Annotated in this window: 17 protein-coding genes, 1 rRNA gene and 1 riboswitch; of the genes, 13 read left to right on the top strand and 5 right to left on the bottom strand. The window is 46.1% G+C overall.

Translation table 11 applies throughout. The annotated features are described in order from the left end of the window. The first annotated feature begins 266 nt into the window (after positions 1–266). Both glpE and glpG read left to right on the top strand, forming a co-directional pair. Positions 267–587, top strand: coding sequence for a thiosulfate sulfurtransferase GlpE (gene glpE, locus ATB78_RS25520; RefSeq protein ID WP_009701354.1), 321 nt, complete (start codon positions 267–269; stop codon positions 585–587). Further along, complete coding sequence (gene glpG, locus ATB78_RS25515; protein ID WP_005451997.1) at positions 587–1,429, top strand: rhomboid family intramembrane serine protease GlpG; 843 nt, start codon at positions 587–589, stop codon at positions 1,427–1,429. Before glpE ends, glpG begins: the two co-directional genes overlap by 1 nt. A 103-nt stretch (positions 1,430–1,532) precedes the next feature. Here glpG and ATB78_RS25510 read toward each other — a convergent pair whose 3' ends face one another. Then, on the bottom strand, positions 1,533–1,943 hold the full coding sequence (locus tag ATB78_RS25510) for a flagellar basal body-associated protein FliL (protein WP_005451996.1): 411 nt from the start codon (positions 1,941–1,943) through the stop codon (positions 1,533–1,535). Positions 1,944–2,096: 153 nt separating this feature from the next. Between ATB78_RS25510 and ATB78_RS25505 the strand changes: the two genes are divergently transcribed. Beyond that, on the top strand, positions 2,097–2,636 hold the full coding sequence (locus ATB78_RS25505) for a chorismate lyase (protein ID WP_078608054.1): 540 nt from the start codon (positions 2,097–2,099) through the stop codon (positions 2,634–2,636). Next, entirely contained in the window at positions 2,637–3,491 is an 855-nt protein-coding gene (gene ubiA, locus ATB78_RS25500) for a 4-hydroxybenzoate octaprenyltransferase (RefSeq protein WP_005438493.1), read from the top strand. It abuts the gene before it with no gap. Positions 3,492–3,580: 89 nt separating this feature from the next. Here ubiA and plsB read toward each other — a convergent pair whose 3' ends face one another. Further along, positions 3,581–6,007 (bottom strand): glycerol-3-phosphate 1-O-acyltransferase PlsB, encoded by a 2,427-nt coding sequence (gene plsB, locus ATB78_RS25495; protein WP_061010960.1) that lies wholly within the window; start codon positions 6,005–6,007, stop codon positions 3,581–3,583. A 368-nt stretch (positions 6,008–6,375) separates the two neighbouring features. Between plsB and lexA the strand changes: the two genes are divergently transcribed. The 3 genes from lexA to dinF all read left to right on the top strand — a co-directional run bounded on the left by lexA (position 6,376) and on the right by dinF (position 9,403). Then, entirely contained in the window at positions 6,376–6,996 is a 621-nt protein-coding gene (lexA, locus tag ATB78_RS25490; protein WP_017187929.1) for a transcriptional repressor LexA, read from the top strand. A gap of 213 nt (positions 6,997–7,209) precedes the next feature. Continuing rightward, positions 7,210–8,004, top strand: a complete 795-nt coding sequence (locus tag ATB78_RS25485; protein WP_061010959.1) for a class I SAM-dependent methyltransferase — start codon at positions 7,210–7,212, stop codon at positions 8,002–8,004. A 55-nt stretch (positions 8,005–8,059) separates the two neighbouring features. Further along, positions 8,060–9,403 carry an MATE family efflux transporter DinF gene (gene dinF / locus ATB78_RS25480; RefSeq protein WP_061010958.1) on the top strand — a complete coding sequence of 448 codons (1,344 nt, stop codon included), beginning with the start codon at positions 8,060–8,062 and terminating at the stop codon, positions 9,401–9,403. A gap of 68 nt (positions 9,404–9,471) precedes the next feature. On the opposite strand, the gene sthA is transcribed toward dinF, so the two are convergent. Beyond that, the gene (sthA, locus tag ATB78_RS25475) at positions 9,472–10,902 is read right to left on the bottom strand and encodes a Si-specific NAD(P)(+) transhydrogenase (protein ID WP_012126563.1); all 1,431 of its coding nucleotides are present in this window, start codon (positions 10,900–10,902) and stop codon (positions 9,472–9,474) included. A gap of 261 nt (positions 10,903–11,163) precedes the next feature. On the opposite strand from sthA, the gene fabR reads away from it, so the two are divergent. Then, positions 11,164–11,805 carry an HTH-type transcriptional repressor FabR gene (gene fabR / locus ATB78_RS25470; protein WP_005430912.1) on the top strand — a complete coding sequence of 214 codons (642 nt, stop codon included), beginning with the start codon at positions 11,164–11,166 and terminating at the stop codon, positions 11,803–11,805. Next, on the top strand, positions 11,805–12,170 hold the full coding sequence (locus ATB78_RS25465; RefSeq protein WP_005430908.1) for a YijD family membrane protein: 366 nt from the start codon (positions 11,805–11,807) through the stop codon (positions 12,168–12,170). Before fabR ends, ATB78_RS25465 begins: the two co-directional genes overlap by 1 nt. 65 nt (positions 12,171–12,235) lie before the next feature. Here ATB78_RS25465 and trmA read toward each other — a convergent pair whose 3' ends face one another. After that, positions 12,236–13,345, bottom strand: a complete 1,110-nt coding sequence (gene trmA / locus ATB78_RS25460; RefSeq protein WP_005438477.1) for a tRNA (uridine(54)-C5)-methyltransferase TrmA — start codon at positions 13,343–13,345, stop codon at positions 12,236–12,238. Between the two features lie 184 nt (positions 13,346–13,529). Then, positions 13,530–13,731, top strand: a riboswitch (cobalamin riboswitch). A 57-nt stretch (positions 13,732–13,788) separates the two neighbouring features. Between trmA and ATB78_RS25455 the strand changes: the two genes are divergently transcribed. The 3 genes from ATB78_RS25455 to murI all read left to right on the top strand — a co-directional run bounded on the left by ATB78_RS25455 (position 13,789) and on the right by murI (position 17,276). Beyond that, positions 13,789–15,663 (top strand): TonB-dependent receptor, encoded by a 1,875-nt coding sequence (locus ATB78_RS25455; RefSeq protein ID WP_061010957.1) that lies wholly within the window; start codon positions 13,789–13,791, stop codon positions 15,661–15,663. A gap of 82 nt (positions 15,664–15,745) precedes the next feature. Beyond that, entirely contained in the window at positions 15,746–16,429 is a 684-nt protein-coding gene (locus ATB78_RS25450) for an ATPase (protein WP_045417544.1), read from the top strand. Positions 16,430–16,469: 40 nt separating this feature from the next. Further along, entirely contained in the window at positions 16,470–17,276 is an 807-nt protein-coding gene (murI, locus tag ATB78_RS25445) for a glutamate racemase (RefSeq protein WP_045417541.1), read from the top strand. Here the strand turns inward: murI and ATB78_RS25440 are convergent. Continuing rightward, the gene (locus ATB78_RS25440) at positions 17,239–17,694 is read right to left on the bottom strand and encodes an RNA-binding protein (RefSeq protein ID WP_009705144.1); all 456 of its coding nucleotides are present in this window, start codon (positions 17,692–17,694) and stop codon (positions 17,239–17,241) included. The genes murI and ATB78_RS25440 overlap by 38 nt on opposite strands. Positions 17,695–18,248: 554 nt before the next feature. On the opposite strand from ATB78_RS25440, the gene ATB78_RS25435 reads away from it, so the two are divergent. Beyond that, positions 18,249–18,713: ribosomal RNA gene (locus tag ATB78_RS25435) — 16S ribosomal RNA — on the top strand; the annotation flags it as partial.

Raw genomic sequence — 18,713 nt, 5'->3', positions numbered from 1 at the left:
CAACTGTTCGAAAGCCGGACTAAATAAGGCTTAGGCGTGGTTTTTCACTTGGGGATAGTTGTAAATATACACACAGTTAGATCAAGATCATTACTACATCTTGTGGATCAAGTGATCCAAATATACTTTATCAACGCAATCCACAGATTTATCCACAAACGGTGCGAATGTGTACAGCTTTCAATGACCTGACTATCTCTGTGTCTAAGTTTGGCTTTGGATAGGTTACAATGGCGTCAATAACGAAAACGACATAGAGAAAGTAAATGGACCAGTTTCAACATATCGATGTTCAAGGCGCTCAGGCATTGCTCGAACAAGGTGAAGCAAAACTTGTAGATATTCGTGACCCTCAATCTTTTGCTGTCGCGCATGCAGAATCCGCTTTTCATCTGACTAATGATTCGATCGTTCCTTTCATGAACGATGTGGAATTCGAACAACCAATCCTAGTGATGTGTTACCACGGCATCAGTAGCCAAGGTGCGGCACAATATTTGGTTAACCAAGGCTTCGAACAGGTGTACAGTGTGGATGGCGGCTTTGAAGCCTGGCAACGAGCAGAACTACCGATAGTGAGAAGTTAATGAAGAGATTGGTAACGTTAAATAATCCACGTATGGCGCAAGCCTTCATTGATTACATGGCATCACGCAAGATTGATATTCAGATGATGCCGGAAGGTGAAGGACAGTTTGCACTTTGGCTGACGGATGCGCAGCATGAAATTGAAGTCGAAGCCGAGCTAAAACAATTCTTAGCCAATCCATCAGCGTCGAAATATAGCGCCGCTTCGTGGGACGTTGCCGATACTCGTAAGAGCAAATTTCATTATTCCAGCCCGAGCATTATGGGTATGGTAAAAGCTAAGGCGGGCCCAGTGACCTTGCTGATCATGGTTGTCTGTGCCGTTATCTACTTTTTGCAGATGTTCGGCTTTGGTGATGGTGTGTTTGCTTTATTGCATTTTCCTGCGTTCGAAGGGCAGCAATGGCAGCTCTGGCGCTGGGTTAGCCATGCGTTATTGCACTTTTCTGTTACCCATATTGTGTTCAACCTCTTGTGGTGGTGGCAATTGGGAGGCGATATCGAGCGCCGTTTAAGCTCTGGAAAGTTACTGCAAATCTTCCTTATTTCTGCTGCGCTCTCCGGCGCGGGTCAGTTTTATGTTGAAGGAGCAAACTTCGGCGGTTTATCTGGTGTGGTTTATGCGCTACTTGGTTATTTGTGGATCCTTGGTTACCGTTGTCCACATCTTGGCTTAACACTGCCTAAACCTATTATTGGCTTTATGCTGGTGTGGTTGGTTCTTGGCTATGTTCAACCATTTATGGCGATTGCCAACACGGCCCACTTAGTTGGCTTACTTTCTGGTATGGCGATAGCGTTGTTTGATTCTGGTAAACAGAAATACCAACAAACCTCCTAAGTTAATGATTTACAGACACCAACAAAAAGACCACCAATCGGTGGTCTTTTGTTTATCTGTCTTTCGTTTAATAGGAGCAGCTCGTCAGCTTTAACTGTTCATATTATTGATAAAGGTATTTGGTAAACAGCAAATCAGCGATGATGGTTTTACCCGTCTCTGGTAGTAGGGTTTCATTGAGTTCTTTCACCAACGTTTTGCGCAGATCCTCACGACCAGATAAAGACTTAATCGTATCTTCTGTTTGTTTACCTAATAGTTCGATCACCGCATCTCGGATCAATGGTTGGTGGTGTTCGACAACGGCGAGGTCTTGCTGACTCATCACCATGATATCGATACGCACCTGTACATAACCCAGTTTATTACCCTTGGTATAGAAGTTCGTAGTTAAATCGGGTTCGAGCGTAAAGTAAGCTAACTTAGGTGCTGCCTCTTCAGATTCAGCCCAACTCGGTGCTGAAATAAGCAGACTTAGCGCGAAAATAATTTGGGCTATATAACGTTTGTACATATTTCTAACTTTTCTTTCTCTGGATCGCGATATTCGAATCGCTTCAGTCTTGATACAATAGACCGTCTAAAACAAATAACGGAACTTACGGTTTCAATAAGACGGTAAGTTGTTGCTTTATTGTACGCATAAAGCCTCCAATTGAATACTAGTATGAATCAGCCGACATCACTCTATCTTACTTCTTTATTGGAAGTAGAGTGGCAAAACCCCGAAGATTTTGAATTCCCTAGCGAATTCGCCAAGCATTGGCTTGAAGAACAGGGCTCTTTGTCACGTCGTTTAGGTCAGCATTGCCAACGCTTAACAGTGGAATTGCTGCACAATCAGATCGTCACAGCCAAGACGTTAAAACAGGATGAGAGCCAGCTATTGTCTGAGCAAGATTGCCTACTGAGAGAGGTGATTTTATGTGGCGACAATACGGATTGGGTCATTGGCCGCACGCTCATTCCTCGTTCAACCTTGGTCGATCAACAATATGACTTAGCTCAGCAAGGAGATATCCCGCTGGGTTTAACTGTGTTCAGCGCCGATAACGTTGAACGCGATGCTCTGCAAATGGGATGGGTTAGTTTGCCACAGGGGCGCTTTTTAGCGCGACGCTCAAGACTGTGGATGAATCACAAACCCATGCTGGTTGCTGAGTTATTCTTACCAAATTCACCAGTTTACGCTAAGGAGAAGGTGTAAATGTCCGCAGACAAAGCCAAAGCATATTGGCAACTGATGCGAATGGATCGCCCAATTGGCTCACTCTTGTTATTGTGGCCGACGGTTTGGGCACTTGTGATTGCCGCCCAAGGCATACCAAGTTGGAATGTACTCATCGTGTTTGTGTTAGGCGTGTTCCTAATGCGTAGCGCCGGTTGTGTGATTAACGACTTTGCCGACCGTAAAGTTGATGGGCATGTGAAACGCACCAAACAGCGCCCTTTACCATCGGGTAAAGTGACCTCGAAAGAAGCGATTGGTCTGTTTTTGGTTTTGGGTATCAGCTCTTTCTTATTAGTGCTGACCATGAACCCACTGACGATCAAGCTCTCCTTCGCTGGCATCTTTTTGGCGTTCATTTATCCATTTATGAAGCGTTACACCCATTTGCCGCAGCTGTTTTTAGGCTTGGCTTTTAGTTGGGCGATTCCGATGGCGTGGGCAGCACAAACAGGCGAATTGCCTTTGATTGTGTGGTTTGTGTTTGCGATTAATGCTTTGTGGACTATTGCCTACGACACTCAATACGCAATGGTCGACCGAGACGATGATCTAAAGATTGGTATCAAATCAACGGCTATCTTATTTGGTCGCCACGATAAACTGGTGATTGGCGTTCTACAGTTGATTACCTTGGCGATGTTGGTGTTGCTTGGTCAGCACTATGAACTTGGCCAAAGCTACTACTGGACGATTCTGGTGGCTGCTTCATTGTTTGTGTACCAACAACATTTGATTCGCCATCGAGATCGCGACTTGTGCTTCAGAGCCTTCCTTAACAATAACTATGTGGGAATGGTTATTGCGGTCGGTCTGGTTATCGCTTTCTGGTAACGGCATAGTACAGACATCCAGATAGAAAAAAGGCATCCGATTGGATGCCTTTTGTGTTTTTGTCGAGATGAGTATCGAGCTTAAGCGAACTATGCTTGCAACTGGTGGATACTCTCTTCGATGGTCAACTTCACTTCTGGGTAAAGCAGAGCAAACAGCAGTTTGGCAAATTGCTGTGTCTTCTCAAGGTCACAGTTACCGTCGCTATCTAGATATTGCTGCTCTTTCAGCGTATTGAACATCGCAGTAAATACGCCTTTATCGAAGAACTCTGGTGCGTTGATGCCGTGCAGACGACCCAAACGCTGTGCAATGTCTTGGCTCTTCTGCTCAAGGTCAGATTTACCCAGCTCTTGGTCTGCCACCAGTAGGTTCATCGCGATGGAGTAACGTTGCAGTGTTTCTGTGATAGTACGACCTAACAGAACCAGTGATTGGTTGTTTGACTGGTTGATTTCCAGTTTGTCACCATCTTGGCAAACCATCTTCTGCTCAATGAACTCGTTCAAAATCTTCAAGACCAGCTCATTCAACTCTTCTTCCTTATAGCTTAGGAACAGCTCTTTTTTCAGGAATGGGTAGATTTGAGCGACGTTTTCTTGAATTTTCTCTACGGTCACGTTGCGCTGACGAATAATCATCTGAGCAATCAATGAAGGTAGGGCGAACAGATGAATGATGTTGTTGCGGTAGTAAGTCATCAAAATCGACTGGCTACGATCCAGCGAAATGATGTCACCCATGGTGTCGGTTTCAATCACAAACTTATCAAGTGAGATAGCGTGATCCACCAACTCTTCAGCCGTTTCTGTTGGAACCGTTGAAGTGTTTGAGTATGGGTTGTTCTTAAGTAGCTTCAGGTAGCATTCAATCTGGTTAATCAAAGAGTCACGAGACAATGCGCGCTGACGAGAAGCCAACAGCGCGGTCGCACATAGAGTTAGTGCGTTAGTCGCTGCCGCATCGTTAATGTGCGTCATCATCTTGTTTGCCAGACCGTTCACCACAGGGTTCATCCATTGTGGTTTGCTGCCGCCCATGCGATCGATGTCTTTCGTCCATTCTGGCGCATGTTCGTTCAGGTATTGGTTTAGCTGAATTGGCTCACCGAAGTTCACGTAACCAAGACCAAAATTGCGCAGCTTACGCAGAGTTCGCAGCACAAGACCTGCGTTTTCTTTCTCTTTGCGTGAGCCACGAAGCTCTTTGGCGTAAGTACCCACTTCCATTACGTGCTCGTAACCGATGTAAACAGGCACTAACGTTACTGGACGGTTTAGACCGCGTAGCATGGCTTGAATTGTCATTGCCAACATACCGGTTTTTGCTTGAAGCAGACGACCAGTACGTGAACGACCACCTTCACTGAAGTACTCAACTGAGTAACCTTTAGCAAACAGTTCTGATAGGTACTCACGGAAAATCGTTGAGTACAGCTTGTTGCCTTTAAAGCTACGACGAATAAAGAACGCACCACCACGACGGAAGATTGGACCCGCCGGGAAGAAGTTCAGGTTAATACCCGCAGCAATGTGCGGTGGCACCATACCTTCATGGTACAGAACGTAAGAAAGCAGTAGGTAGTCCATGTGGCTGCGGTGACATGGCACATACACGATCTCATGACCATCTTGCGCTAGGCGACGAACGGTCGAAGCGTTGTTGATGTGCAGACCTTGGTACAGCTTCGTCCACAACCAGCCAAGAATACGATCGCCGTTTTTCACCAAACCATAAGAGAAGTCCGCTGCAATCTCATCCATGATGTCATGGGCTTCTTTGCGTGCTTTCTCGATAGAAATGTTTTTGCTTTGCGCTTCGTCTTCAATTGCTTTTTCAATTGCTGGCGATTTCATTAAGCGTGCAAACAGCACTTGGCGTTGAGGCAGGTTTGGACCAGATGCCGCAAGCTTCTGACGAGAGAAGTGGATACGTGCAACGCGCGCTAGCTTGTGTGCGATAGCGCTGTCGGTACCGTGAGAGTCTGCCATGTAACGCAGTGAAACCACTGGGCTAAAACGTACCAAACAGTCACGACCAGCTGCCATGACCGCTTTTGCTTTTTGCGGACCATTCATTGGTTGCAGGTACGGCTTATGGTTTTCTTCTTTACCAGGTTTACGACCCCAAAGCACAGTTGCTGGGATCATTTGCACGTCTAGCTCGCTGTCGAGTTTGTGCAGTTCTAGTAACTCTGTAAACAGAGAAACAGACTCGCTTGGTACATCGTTATCGTTGCTCATCACAGTTGGACGAGACGCGATAAACACGTAACGAGTTAGTGTCTTTCCATTGATTTCCAATGGACTGAGCGGGTCAGGCAGACCAAGACTCAAAGCTTGTTTTTGCAGTGTCAGCAAATCCACGTTCGAACGGAACGGCAAGGCATACACAATCGGTTTAGTGAGGTCGATGTTGAGATCATCAATCGGATTCGATGGGATTGTGGTGCCCTTTACCATTACCGATAAAGGTAGTTTTAGTAATGAACGTGAAAATGATTGTCCAGAAGACATAAAGTTCACAGCCTCAATAGGTATTCAAACAAGCCTAACCTTATTTCAGTGTCCGCTTTGCCTTCTTCTAAAGAGAAGGTAATAGATACGGCTATAGAAATAAGCCTAGGCGATAAAATTTAAGCGCAGCAAGGATACCAGAAACTGGTCAAACCTTTTAATTTTATTGAGCGGAAATTAGTCGAACCCCTAGGTTGTTGCTTTCATTAGACGAATTGCTTATTGCGTGTTTAAAACGCATGCTTACTTGAGGTTTGTGGATAGGATCTGAAACTGGCGTAAATAAATTAAAAAACAACCAATTGGGTTTTCATTTGTCCATTTACTGGATATACTCACAGTTAACTGTATAAAAAGACAGGTGACATATGAAGCCGTTAACGCCACGCCAACAACAAGTCTTCGATTTGATTAAAAGCAAAATCGAAGACACCGGAATGCCACCAACTCGTGCAGAGATTGCGCGTGAGCTTGGCTTCCGCTCTGCGAATGCCGCAGAAGAACACCTAAAAGCGCTTGCTCGTAAACAAGCGATTGAAATTATTCCAGGCGCATCTCGCGGGATCCGAATCCTACTTGAAGGTGCGGCAAACGACGATCAAGGTCTGCCTTTGATTGGTCAAGTTGCTGCTGGTGAGCCGATTCTGGCTCAAGAGCATGTGGAGTCTCACTACCAAGTGGATCCTGCTATGTTCAAACCAAAAGCAGACTTCCTACTTCGCGTAAACGGCGAAAGTATGAAAGACATCGGTATTATGGACGGCGACTTGCTGGCTGTACACAAAACCCAAGACGTGCGCGACGGTCAAGTTGTGGTTGCACGTGTTGATGATGATGTGACGGTGAAGCGTTTAGAGCGCAAAGGTTCTACGGTTCTACTGCATGCAGAGAACGAAGAGTTTTCACCAATCCAAGTTGACCTAACATCGCAACATCTGACGATTGAAGGTCTGGCGGTTGGCATCATCCGTAACACCGACTGGATGTAGGTTTTTACCTCAAGCATTCTAATAAAGCCCAGTGTTCTGCTGGGCTTTGTGTTTTCTGCACTTTCTATTCCCGTTTTTATTTTCTTCCTAGCATAGTTACGTTCGGCCTGATTCAGAGTGTTTGGCTGTTACGTTAAAACTTGCAAGTGATATTGAGATTTATTATCATCTAATTCCATTTAACCATTTTCTTTTCGGCGCAAGGAAATGCCCATGTCCAAGCCTCAACATCACGTACCTAATCATCTGTTGAAACCGTTGTTTTTGCGTAGCCGCGAAAGCTTGGTCGATAACGGCTTGGTGTACGATCCGATCGCTGCAAAAGCGTGCTTGAGCTGCAAGATGGCGCCAGATTGCATCAGTGGCGACGTCGATCAGAAGCAGCTGCTGCATGTGACTTTAACTCAGTTGTGCGATCAGCAGGTCAGTCACTTTCTTCAACAACACTCAGACGCTTGGATCATTAACGTTGGTGCGGGCTTAGATACGCGCTTCTACCGTTTGGACAATGGTCGTTGTCACTGGATTGAACTGGATGTCACCGAGAATCTGGTTTGGCGTCAGCGATTGTTCCACAAAAACGAACGTTACGAGCATCGTTGCGGCAGCGTAGAAGACATGAGTTGGTTAGATGAACTGCGCATCCCTGAAAAAGCGCCAGTATTGATTCTATGTGAGATGGCTTTACTCGATTGCGATGAATCGCGCGTTGCAACCTTCATCCAAACACTGGGGCGTCATTTTGTTTCCGCAGAAGTGTGCATGGTATTAGCGGGTGATCTAACCGAAAGTAAATGGGGTCAGAAGCTCGGTTCAGATACTTATGCACATGGTTTTGAAGCACCAGCACAACAAGTACTGCATTGGCTGCCGTGGGCGCAATGGGTCAAAGCCTTCTCGCCATTCGACCGATTCTGCTCACGTTGGAAAGCATGGCAACGTTGGTTGAATAAGATCCCAATGTTGAAGCATCGCCTCACACCAGTTCTCGTTCAAATCAAGTGGTAATTGGCTAGGCATTAAACACTCAGGTACACTCGCTGATCTAAACAACGAGGTGCCTGTGACAAACTCTATCTTCTCTCCTTTATCGAATCCTCAAGTGCATCGCCAAGTGTTAGCGCTCGCTATCCCTATGGTGCTGTCGAATATTACTGTTCCACTCTTGGGCTTGGTTGACGCTGCGGTGATCGGTCATCTTGAACACGCTTGGTATTTGGGTGGTGTTGCGTTGGGCAGCACCATGATCAGCGTGACGTTTTGGTTGCTTGGCTTCTTACGTATGTCGACCACTGGGTTGGCGGCGCAGTCCTACGGTGGTGAAGACCGAAAACAACTTGCGTTGGTGTTTATGCAAGGCTCACTGATGGCACTGCTGTTTGCGTTGGTCTTCCTTATTGCCCATAACCCGATCGCGGATCTGATCTTTGGTTGGAGTGATGCCAGTGCTGAAGTGAAGCACTACGGCATGCAATATTTCTCTATTCGAGTGTGGAGTGCGCCCGCTGCGCTGATGAATTTTGTGTTGTTGGGCTGGCTACTCGGAACGCAAAACTCCAAAGCCCCAATGTGGATGGTGATCATCACTAACGTGACCAATATCGCGCTCGATTTACTGTTTGTGATTGGTTTGGGTTGGAAAGTAGAAGGCGCAGCACTGGCATCGGTAATAGCTGATTACTCAGGCATGGCGTTTGGCTTAATGTGTGTTTGGAAAACATGGCGTGTCCGTCAATTGCTATCCCCTAAGAGCCTGTTAACTGATACTCAACATGGGTTAGGGCGGTTCGTAAAACTCAATCGCGATATCTTTTTACGCTCGCTATGTTTACAAGCTACGTTTAGCTTTATGACTTTCCAAGGTGCGAGCTTTGGTGACGATGTAGTTGCGGCTAATGCGGTATTGATGAGTTTCTTGATGATGATTTCCTATGGCATGGACGGTTTTGCTTATGCCATGGAAGCCATGGTCGGCAAAGCGATTGGTGCCAAAGACCGAGCGCAGCTCAGTGCTTCGTTGATTGGTACTTTCTTCTGGAGTCTGATCATCTGTTTAGGTTTGACTGCGGTATTTGGTTTGGCGGGATCGCACTTGATCGCCATGATCACTTCGATTGAAGCGGTGCAGCAACAAGCGTCGGTGTATCTGCCTTGGTTGGTGGTTATGCCATTGGCGTCGATGTGGTGCTTCCTGTTTGATGGCATCTTTGTTGGTGCCACTAAAGGTAAAGACATGCGAAACAGTATGTTCGTGGCGACTTGTTGTTTCTTTGCGATTTTCTTTTTGTTCTCTGATTGGCAAAACCATGCGCTGTGGTTTGCGATGACCAGTTTTATGGCAATGCGAGGGATTGGACTCGGCGCGATCTTCTTCTATCAATGGCGCAAGGGAAGCTTTCTTGCCTAGTTACACATAAAAAAACAGCAGGTCGAAACCTGCTGTTTTTGCTTTTGGATCATGGCAACCCAATTGAATTAGAATAATCGGTTCAACCCGTTCAGTGCTGCTACGCGATACGCTTCTGCCATCGTCGGGTAGTTGAAGGTGGTATTGACGAAGTATTCAATCGTATTGGCTTCACCTTTTTGTTCCATGATGGCCTGACCGATGTGGATGATTTCCGCAGCGCGCTCACCAAAGCAGTGAATACCAAGAATCTCTTTGGTTTCGCGATGGAAGAGGATTTTCAAGCTGCCGATGTCTTTACCTGCAATCTGTGCACGAGCGAGATGCTTAAACGAAGAGCGTCCCACTTCGTAAGGTACTTTCGCCGCAGTCAGTTCTTGCTCAGTTTTGCCCACTGAGCTGATTTCTGGAATGGTGTAGATACCCGTTGGGATGTCATCAATCAGATTGCCGTCAGCTTGTCCTTTAGTGATGGCTTGTGCCACGAAACGACCTTGGTCATATGCTGCACTCGCTAGGCTAGGGTAACCAATCACATCACCGACTGCGTAGATGTGTTCCACTTCTGTACGGTAGTTACCATCTACTTTGAGCTGTCCGCGCGAATCACCCTCAAGCCCAACCGCAGGTAAGTTAAGTTTGTCTGTGTTACCCGTTCGACCGTTAGCATACAGTAGGCAATCGGCTTTCATCTTCTTACCTGATTGAAGATGCACGATAACACCATCTTCAGTGCCTTCGATTTTCTCGAATGTTTCATCGTTACGAATTACCACGCCACTGTTCCAGAAGTGGTAAGACAGAGCATCTGAGACTTCGTTATCTAGGAAAGAGAGCAGACGGTCGCGAGTGTTAATCAAGTCGGTCTTCACGCCTAAACCGCGGAAAATAGATGCGTATTCACAGCCAATCACGCCCGCACCGTAAATGATGATGTGGCGAGGGTCGTGTTTCAGGCTCAGGATAGAGTCACTGTCGTAGATACGTTCATGCAAGAAGTCGACGTCATTTGGTTGGTATGGACGAGAGCCTGTCGCGATAACAAATTTATCCGCTGAGTACACTTCTTCCGTACCGTCACTTTGCATGACGGCGATGGAGTAGTTATCGATAAAGCGCGCAGTACCAAACAACAGTGTGCATGAATTGCGATCATAAAAGCCCTGACGAAGTCGAGTTTGCTTATCAATGACCGATTTCGCATGACCTAAAATGTCAGAAAATGTTGCATGAAGGCTGGTGTTATTGCGGCAGAATAACGGGTTGCTATTGAATTCAATGATACGGCTAACCGCATGACGCAATGCTTTGGATGGTATGGTTCCCCAGTGCGTACAACCGCCACCAACACTGCTTTCCTTTTCTACGATGGCAACATTCAGTCCGGCTTTGGTCAATCCCATCGCCGCCCCTTCACCGCCCGGGCCACTACCAATTACGATCACGTCATAGTGATTAGCATGCGCCATGATGTCTTCCTTGTTATATTTGCTTAACATTGCTGTAGCGGGATTTTAACTCATTTACTCTATTGGGAACACGTAATGCCTGCTAGAGAGTGGAAGTGATCACGCAGAATCGCCCAAAAGAACTAATTGGTATGCTGTATGTCTACTATTTGAAGTGAGGCGATTGCAATTAGATGCATGGCGATAGTAACGTGCTCGCCGCTTATCGGCAGATAACGTCGCTTTATACGTGGGGGCGATATGCGTTATATTGAAGCTCTCGTACCCAATAGAAAAAGAGCAAGTTAAAGAATGAAATCGATGGGAATCCGCGCGCAGCAAAAAGAAAAAACACGTCGATCGTTGATCGATGCGGCATTTAATCAACTCAGTGCGGATCGCAGCTTTTCCAATCTCAGCTTGCGTGAGGTTGCCCGAGAGGCAGGAATTGCACCAACTTCTTTTTACCGTCACTTCAAAGACATGGACGAGCTAGGCTTAACCATGGTTGATGAAGGTGGTCTGTTGTTGCGACAACTGATGCGTCAGGCGCGTCAGCGTATTGTCAAAGAAGGCAGTGTGATTCGAACTTCAGTTGAAACCTTTATGGAATTCATTGAAAGTAGTCCTAACGTTTTCCGCTTATTGTTGCGTGAGCGCTCCGGCACTTCCTCTGAATTTCGTACTGCTGTCGCTCGAGAAATTCAGCATTTTGCGGCAGAATTAACTGAGTACTTAATGAGCACCGGAATGACCAAAGAAGAGGCGTTCACTCAAGCAGAGGCGTCGGTTACTTTGGTGTTTAGCTCTGGTGCGGAAGCTTTAGATTTAGATCGACGCGAGCGCGATGAACTCGCCGAGCGATTGATCATGCAATTGCGAATGATAGCCAAAGGGGCCTATTGGTATCGCAAAGAACGTGAACGTAACCGATTAAAAGGCGGGATAGAATAATGTCGAATGGAAATAAATCTGAAAAGAAAACGCTGATTTTGGCACTGGTTGCAGGTATGTGTGGTGATGCTTTGTTGTCATGGTTGACCATGAGCGAAGTGTCTTTTTCAATCTTCCCTCTGATTGCACTCGTGCTAGCTGTACAGGCGCTGTACCAAGAATACCTTAACAACCCAGTATCAGAAGATATCCCACTTGTTGGTCTGGCGTGTTTCTTCGTAGGTGCATTTGGTCACTCTGCGTTTATCAAAGCGCAATACCCAGAAGCAGGCTCTAACTTCTTCGCCATTCTGGTTTCAATGATTCTCCTAGCGTGGATCGGCAAGAAACTGGGTTTTATGGAAAAGAAGACCACTGCTGAATAAGCAAAGCGAATCTAACAAAAAAGCGAGCCGTTGAGCTCGCTTTTTTTATGTCTGAGGCTGGTGGATTACGCTTTACGTTCCAACAGTACACCTGCTTCCATGTGGTGTGTGTAAGGGAATTGGTCAAACAGAGCAAAACGCGTCACGTTGTGGGTTTCGCATAGAATGTCCAAGTTCTCTTTAAGTGTCTCTGGGTTACAAGAGATGTACATGATGCGCTCGTAACCTTGCACCATCTTACAAGTGTCGACATCCATACCTGAGCGTGGTGGATCGACAAAAATCGTATTACAGTTGTAGCTCTTCAGATCCACACCTGCATCTTGTAGGCGGCGGAATTCACGCTTACCTTCGATTGCTTGAGTAAACTCTTCTGCTGATAGACGTAGGATTTGTACGTTATCAATCTCGTTTGCTGCAATGTTGTATTGCGCAGAAACCACAGATGGCTTCGCCAATTCAGTTGCGAGAACGCGATCGAAGTTTTGTGCCAGCGCCAGAGAGAAGTTACCGTTACCACAGTAAAGTTCTAGTAGGTCGCCAGTGCTTTCTTGAGTACAGTCGACTGCCCATTCCAACATTTTCTCTGCTACTTTACCGTTTGGCTGAGTGAAGCTGTTTTCAACTTGTTGGTAGATGTAGCTTTGACCATTCACGTCTAGCTTCTCGATCACGTAGTCGCGGTCTAGGACAATCTTCATTTTACGAGCACGACCAATGATGTTTAGGTTAAAGCCTTCATCATTCAAACGTTGCTTAAGGGCCTTTGCGTTTTCAATCCACTCTTCATCAAGTTGGCGATGGTAAAGCAGTGAAACCAGAATCTCACCGCTTAGCGTCGATAGAAAATCTACTTGGAACAGTTTGCGACGTAGCGATTCGTTGTCTTTCATCGCTTCAACCAATAGTGGCATCAGGTCGTTGATCAGACGGCTTGCTGCTGGGAATTGGTCAACGCGGTATTTTTCACGAGTTTCTTGGTTGAACATGATGTAGTAAAGGTCTTCACCCTCATGCCAAACACGGAACTCAGCACGCATACGGTAGTGCTGCTCTGGTGATTCAAACACTTCCAGTTCTGGCACGTTGTATGGCGCGAACATATCAGTGAGACGTTCGACTTTTTCAGCCAGTTGTTCTTGGTAGCGTTGTGGATTTACATCAAGAGTAGCCATGATCTTACCTTTTATGGTGCATTCAATTTAAGAGCGCAGATTTTATTCAATCTCAATAGGATGTCCAGTTTTGTGCCCCAATTGATTTAAAGATAGTGTGTTCTGTGTCAGTTGATACACCAATGAACCAAATCGTTACGATTGTCAGAGGTAATATTGGCTGGACAAATAATCAATAGCTTAATAGTATTTGCCCCAAGCTGGTGCTATCTAGCAATCTAGATGGCTGAAATGGGAATCTGGTGAGAATCCAGAACTGACGCGCAGCGGTAAAAGAGAACGAACGCTCATCAAGACACTGCATTAGTTTATGTGGGAAGTCGAGTAAGTAGGCGGTACAACCTTGCTCTTAAGTCCGAATACCTGCCAGCAACTGAGCCAAAGCACTGGACTGCTCAACACGAGTAGGGCTCGGTAGGAATTACGCGACTTAGGACAATACAATGAGAAAAACATTTCTTGCGATCACGTGTGCATCGCTGCTTTCACCTACCTTTTATTTACAGGCCCAAGAAGTTTCCGCAGATGAAACGGTTGTGGTTACGGCAAACCGCTTCAAGCAAATTGATGGTGCTGTTCTTGCACAAACCGTTACGGTAACCAAAGAAGACATTAAACGCCTGCAAGCAAATAGTCTGTTTGATGTGTTCCGTACACTGCCGAGTGTTGAAGTTGCTCAGTACGGTGGGCGTGGTCAATCCGCATCTATCTACGTTCGAGGTGGTAGCTCGTCTCAAGTACTCGTTCTAGTTGATGGGGTGCGTATGCCTCGTGCAATCATGGGTGGTATCGACTTTAACCAATTTCCAATCAACTCTGTCGAACGTATCGATTACATTCGTGGTGCACGAGCCTCTATCTATGGTTCAGAAGCGATCTCTGGCGTAATCAACATTATTACTCGTGCAGACATTGATAATGACGCGAGCCGTGTCTCGGCAGGGTATGGGTCGGAGAATCACAAGAAAGGCACGTTTGTTGTCTCTAAGCCCGTAGGTGACGGTAAACACTTTAAGGGTGTGCTCGGTTACGAGAAAACAGATGGTTTTAACGTTAAACCTCTACCGGGTGTGAACGATGGTGACGAGCACGGCTTTGAAACGCTCAACCTTAAACTAGGCTACCAACAAAACTTCTCTGAGAACTTATCTGGTTACGTTGGGTTGAGTGCTTACGACAATGAATATGACTACGACAATAGTAGCTATGGCAACCCAGCTTGGGGCACGGTTGATAAGCACGAAAAGAAAACCGGTGAAGTAGAATATGTCGGCGCCGACTTGTCGTTGGAATACAACAAAGACGTTTACTCATCTGAATTGAAGTTGGCTTATGGTCAACAAGACAACTACGACCACAAATCAGGTCAAAGCAAAACGGCGGGCGATCACGTTGCTATTGAGCAGTTCAATGCGATTTGGTTGAACTCGTACAGTGTTACCGAGGAGCTGAGTGTTGGTGGTGGTTTGGATTACCGCACAGAAAAACTCGCAAAGGGCTACATTGCACCAAGTGATTGGGGACCTTCTCAGAGTTACGATCCAGAAAAGAACCCAAGAACCAACTTCGGTGTTAGCGCTATTGCTCAATACGCTTATGATGTATGGACATTAGAGGCAAGCGTACGTAATGACGACAACAACCAGTTTGGTAACAATACTACGTGGCAAACTGCTGCGGGTTGGACGTTTTACGAAGGTTACGAGTTAACGCTGAGCCACGGTACCGCTTTTCGCGCGCCGAGTTTTGTTGACTTGTACTATCCGGGTTACGAAATGCCAAACCTAAAACCGGAAGAGTCAGAAAACACGGAGATCTCTGTCTCTGGAGGCGTATCAATTGTTGATTGGACGGTGACGGGTTACTACAACCAAATTGAAAACATGTTGATTTGGGAAGGCTCCGGCATGCAAAACGTCGGTGAAGCCGAGATCAAAGGCGTCGAACTAGAAGTGAAGCTCGATACAGATATCGTATCTCATGAGTTCTACCTAGATTATAAAGACCCTGTCGATAAATCTGGTGCAGAAGATACCCAGCTAGCATACCGCTCTAAGCGTGGTGCTAAGTGGAACGCTTACGCGACGTTTGACCAATGGACGTTGGGCTCGCAGTACCTTTACCAAGGTGAACGCTTTAATGGCAACACAAGACTGCCGAGTTACAGCCTATGGAACTTCACTGCGTCTTATGCGGTGAACCAAAACTGGGATGTGAATGCGAAACTAAGTAACGCTTTTGATAAAGATTACGAGATGTACACGGGTTACGCTACACCGGGTCGTCAGTACTTTGTCTCTGCGGATTCCCGCTTCTAATTGATTCCAACAAGACCGCCACATCGGCGGTCTTTCTTATTGTGAGTCGGGTACGGGTGGAAATAGGTAACAAGGAAAATAGATGACAAAACCGAAACGTGTCGTGATCAGCTGGTCGAGTGGAAAAGACTCCACGTTAACGTTAGAGCGACTAAACGAAAATCCGCACTATCAGGTAGTTGGTTTGTACACCACCTATGTAGATGAAGAAGTGCCTTTCCAAGCAACCCCGCTTGAGGTCGTGCAAATGCAGGCTGATTTACTTGGCCTTCCGCTCATAACTATCGAACTGCCTGAAGTGTTTCCGAGTAACGACATTTATCAATCAACTATCGTTAATGCATTACAAAGCAGCGGACTGAATGTAGAAGCGGTCGCGTTTGGCGATATGTTCTGTAATGGCATTGCAGACTATCGTCGCAGCTATATTGAACCTGCCGGTTGGGAGTGTGTATTCCCATTACTGGGGGAAGAGAGCAAGGCATTGGCATTTGAAATTGTCGAGCGTGGTATTCAAACCATGTTAATTACCACCGATGGAAACGTGTTGCCGCCCGAGTGGTGTGGGCGTTGGTATGACAAAACGCTAATTGAGTCATTACCCGGTCATATTGATCCCTGCGGAGAAGATGGTGAATTCCATACATTGGTGACATCAACCTCATCATTTCAAGGACATATAGAATTGACTAAGCTTGAAGTGGAAATAGGGGAGCGATTCAGCCATCAAAGATACCAAGCCAAAGCATTGCCAAAACAAATCTAACCAGTATGATCGCCGAGTCTCTAATTTGCAGGTAAGACTCGTGCGAACATCAAGTAAGAAAAAAGTCCTAGTGTTTGATTCCGGTGTCGGAGGGCTATCGGTCTTCCAAGAAATCCACCGACTTCTACCACACATGGATTATTTGTATCTGTTCGATAACGAAGCCTATCCGTATGGCGAACTCGACCAAGATGTGCTGATTACTCGCGTTAATAAGCTGGTGGCAGCATTGGTCGAAGAGCATCAAGCTGACATTGTCGTCATCGCCTGCAATACCGCAAGTACCATAGTGCTGCCATCATTGCGTGCGAATCTATCTATTCCGGTTGTCGGTGTGGTGCCTGCGATTAAGCCTGCCTCGTTACTCGCTTCTCAAGGTGTAGGACTCATTGCTACGCCTGCGACCGTAACTCGTCAATATACCCATGAACTTATCCGCGACTTTGCCCAAGGTAAACCAGTCGAGTTATTAGGCTCTACTCGATTAGTGGATATGGCAGAAGAAAAGCTACGTGGTGAAAGCATCTCTCTTCCAGAGCTGGAAAGCATTCTTCTCCCACTGCGTAATAAAGTGGACGTTGCAGTGCTAGGTTGTACTCACTTTCCTCTAATAAAAGACGAAATCCATCAAGCATTAGGTGGTGAAGTCACACTCGTTGATTCTGGTGAGGCCATTGCACGTCGAGTAAAGGCATTACTAATAAGTGATATGAAGGAAGAAAGTAAAGAGGAGGGGAGCAAGAAGATTTATGCCAGTGCACCTCCTTGGCAAGAAGATGCACTGAATACCTGTTTGGCGAACTTAGGATTTAATCCTGTTCAGGTTTACCGCCATCCGGGTGTTTAGGGTCGTTAGCGATACGTACTTTAAGCGTACGATCCATATATTCCTTCTCATTTAGTTTAGCGATAGCAGGTTTTGCATCTGCCGCGGCCATCACTACAAAACCGAACCCTCTTCTTTTACCAGTGCGCTTATCTTTCATTAAGCGTACTGCGTAAACCTGACCATACTCAGCAAACAAATCACGAACGTGACTCTCATTTGCCTTATAAGGAAGGTTGCCGACATACAGCGTTTTAGTTGAAGGATCGGAATCCGAAGATTGAAGAACAGGTGTTTTGCTAGAAAGTGAAAAAAGAAAAGCAGTAGCGACAACACCGATAACAAAGCTCAAGGCAGGTGGCACAGGTAACTGAGAGAAGATGATTCCCCCAATGACCGCCAACCCAGCACACAAGATCAGATTTTTTTTAGACGTCATTTTGATTACTACATATAGATGATAAAGAGATTGGCTGCCTATTAACAAAATAGACACATGAATCTTACGTATATGGTTGGTGTTTTTCCAACCAATTGCTGTGATATGTCTCAAATGTGACGAAGAAATATGCAGATATTACGCATTTGATGGATAAGTAACCGCTTGGAGTGTTTTTTTCAAAAAAAGGGTTGCGCTCATTTCTGGATTCCCTATACTGCGCATCCACCGACACGGAGTGAGACGAAAGTCACACAGCGAGTCGGGAAGAGAGAAAAAGAATTTGAAAAAAATGCTTGACTCTCAAATTGGGAAGCGTAAGATACGCACCCCTAACGACGAGGCGCTAAGGCGGCGAGTTAGTTAGAAAAGTTCTTTAAAAATATAGACCTATCAATCTGTGTGGGCACTCGTTGATGATAATCCAATTAGAAGCTTCGGCTTCAAATTAGGTTTCAATGAAACGAAGTGACCATTGAATCGAAAGATTCAGCACAGTCAATTCAAACATTACTTATGTAATGTTCAGTATTCATTGAGCCGAACAAAATCTTAAATTGAAGAGTTTGATCATGGCTCAGATTGAACGCTGGCGGCAGGCCTAACACATGCAAGTCGAGCGGAAACGAGTTATCTGAACCTTCGGGGGACGATAACGGCGTCGAGCGGCGGACGGGTGAGTAATGCCTAGGAAATTGCCCTGATGTGGGGGATAACCATTGGAAACGATGGCTAATACCGCATAATGCCTACGGGCCAAAGAGGGGGACCTTCGGGCCTCTCGCGTCAGGATATGCCTAGGTGGGATTAGCTAGTTGGTGAGGTAATGGCTCACCAAGGCGACGATCCCTAGCTGGTCTGAGAGGATGATCAGCCACACTGGAACTGAGACACGGTCCAGACTCCTACGGGAGGCAGCAGTGGGGAATATTGCACAATGGGCGCAAGCCTGATGCAGCCATGCCGCGTGTGTGAAGAAGGCCTTCGGGTTGTAAAGCACTTTCAGTCGTGAGGAAGGT

Source organism: Vibrio sp. CUB2 (genome assembly GCF_001557945.1).
GTDB classification, from domain to species: Bacteria; Pseudomonadota; Gammaproteobacteria; order Enterobacterales; family Vibrionaceae; genus Vibrio; species Vibrio owensii.
The sequence above is the reverse complement of the archived record's forward strand: the minus strand, read 5'-3'. Positions and strand labels throughout refer to the sequence as shown.

What these genes read in the sequence shown, in the direction of transcription:
- glpE (WP_009701354.1), top strand. Translation starts at nt 267, where the DNA reads ATGGACCAGTTTCAACATATCGATGTTCAAGGCGCTCAGGCATTGCTC.
- glpG (WP_005451997.1), top strand. Translation starts at nt 587, where the DNA reads ATGAAGAGATTGGTAACGTTAAATAATCCACGTATGGCGCAAGCCTTC.
- ATB78_RS25510 (WP_005451996.1), bottom strand. Translation starts at nt 1,943, where the DNA reads ATGTACAAACGTTATATAGCCCAAATTATTTTCGCGCTAAGTCTGCTT.
- ATB78_RS25505 (WP_078608054.1), top strand. Translation starts at nt 2,097, where the DNA reads ATGAATCAGCCGACATCACTCTATCTTACTTCTTTATTGGAAGTAGAG.
- ubiA (WP_005438493.1), top strand. Translation starts at nt 2,637, where the DNA reads ATGTCCGCAGACAAAGCCAAAGCATATTGGCAACTGATGCGAATGGAT.
- plsB (WP_061010960.1), bottom strand. Translation starts at nt 6,007, where the DNA reads ATGTCTTCTGGACAATCATTTTCACGTTCATTACTAAAACTACCTTTA.
- lexA (WP_017187929.1), top strand. Translation starts at nt 6,376, where the DNA reads ATGAAGCCGTTAACGCCACGCCAACAACAAGTCTTCGATTTGATTAAA.
- ATB78_RS25485 (WP_061010959.1), top strand. Translation starts at nt 7,210, where the DNA reads ATGTCCAAGCCTCAACATCACGTACCTAATCATCTGTTGAAACCGTTG.
- sthA (WP_012126563.1), bottom strand. Translation starts at nt 10,902, where the DNA reads ATGTTAAGCAAATATAACAAGGAAGACATCATGGCGCATGCTAATCAC.
- fabR (WP_005430912.1), top strand. Translation starts at nt 11,164, where the DNA reads ATGAAATCGATGGGAATCCGCGCGCAGCAAAAAGAAAAAACACGTCGA.
- ATB78_RS25465 (WP_005430908.1), top strand. Translation starts at nt 11,805, where the DNA reads ATGTCGAATGGAAATAAATCTGAAAAGAAAACGCTGATTTTGGCACTG.
- trmA (WP_005438477.1), bottom strand. Translation starts at nt 13,345, where the DNA reads ATGGCTACTCTTGATGTAAATCCACAACGCTACCAAGAACAACTGGCT.
- ATB78_RS25455 (WP_061010957.1), top strand. Translation starts at nt 13,789, where the DNA reads ATGAGAAAAACATTTCTTGCGATCACGTGTGCATCGCTGCTTTCACCT.
- ATB78_RS25450 (WP_045417544.1), top strand. Translation starts at nt 15,746, where the DNA reads ATGACAAAACCGAAACGTGTCGTGATCAGCTGGTCGAGTGGAAAAGAC.
- ATB78_RS25440 (WP_009705144.1), bottom strand. Translation starts at nt 17,694, where the DNA reads ATGACGTCTAAAAAAAATCTGATCTTGTGTGCTGGGTTGGCGGTCATT.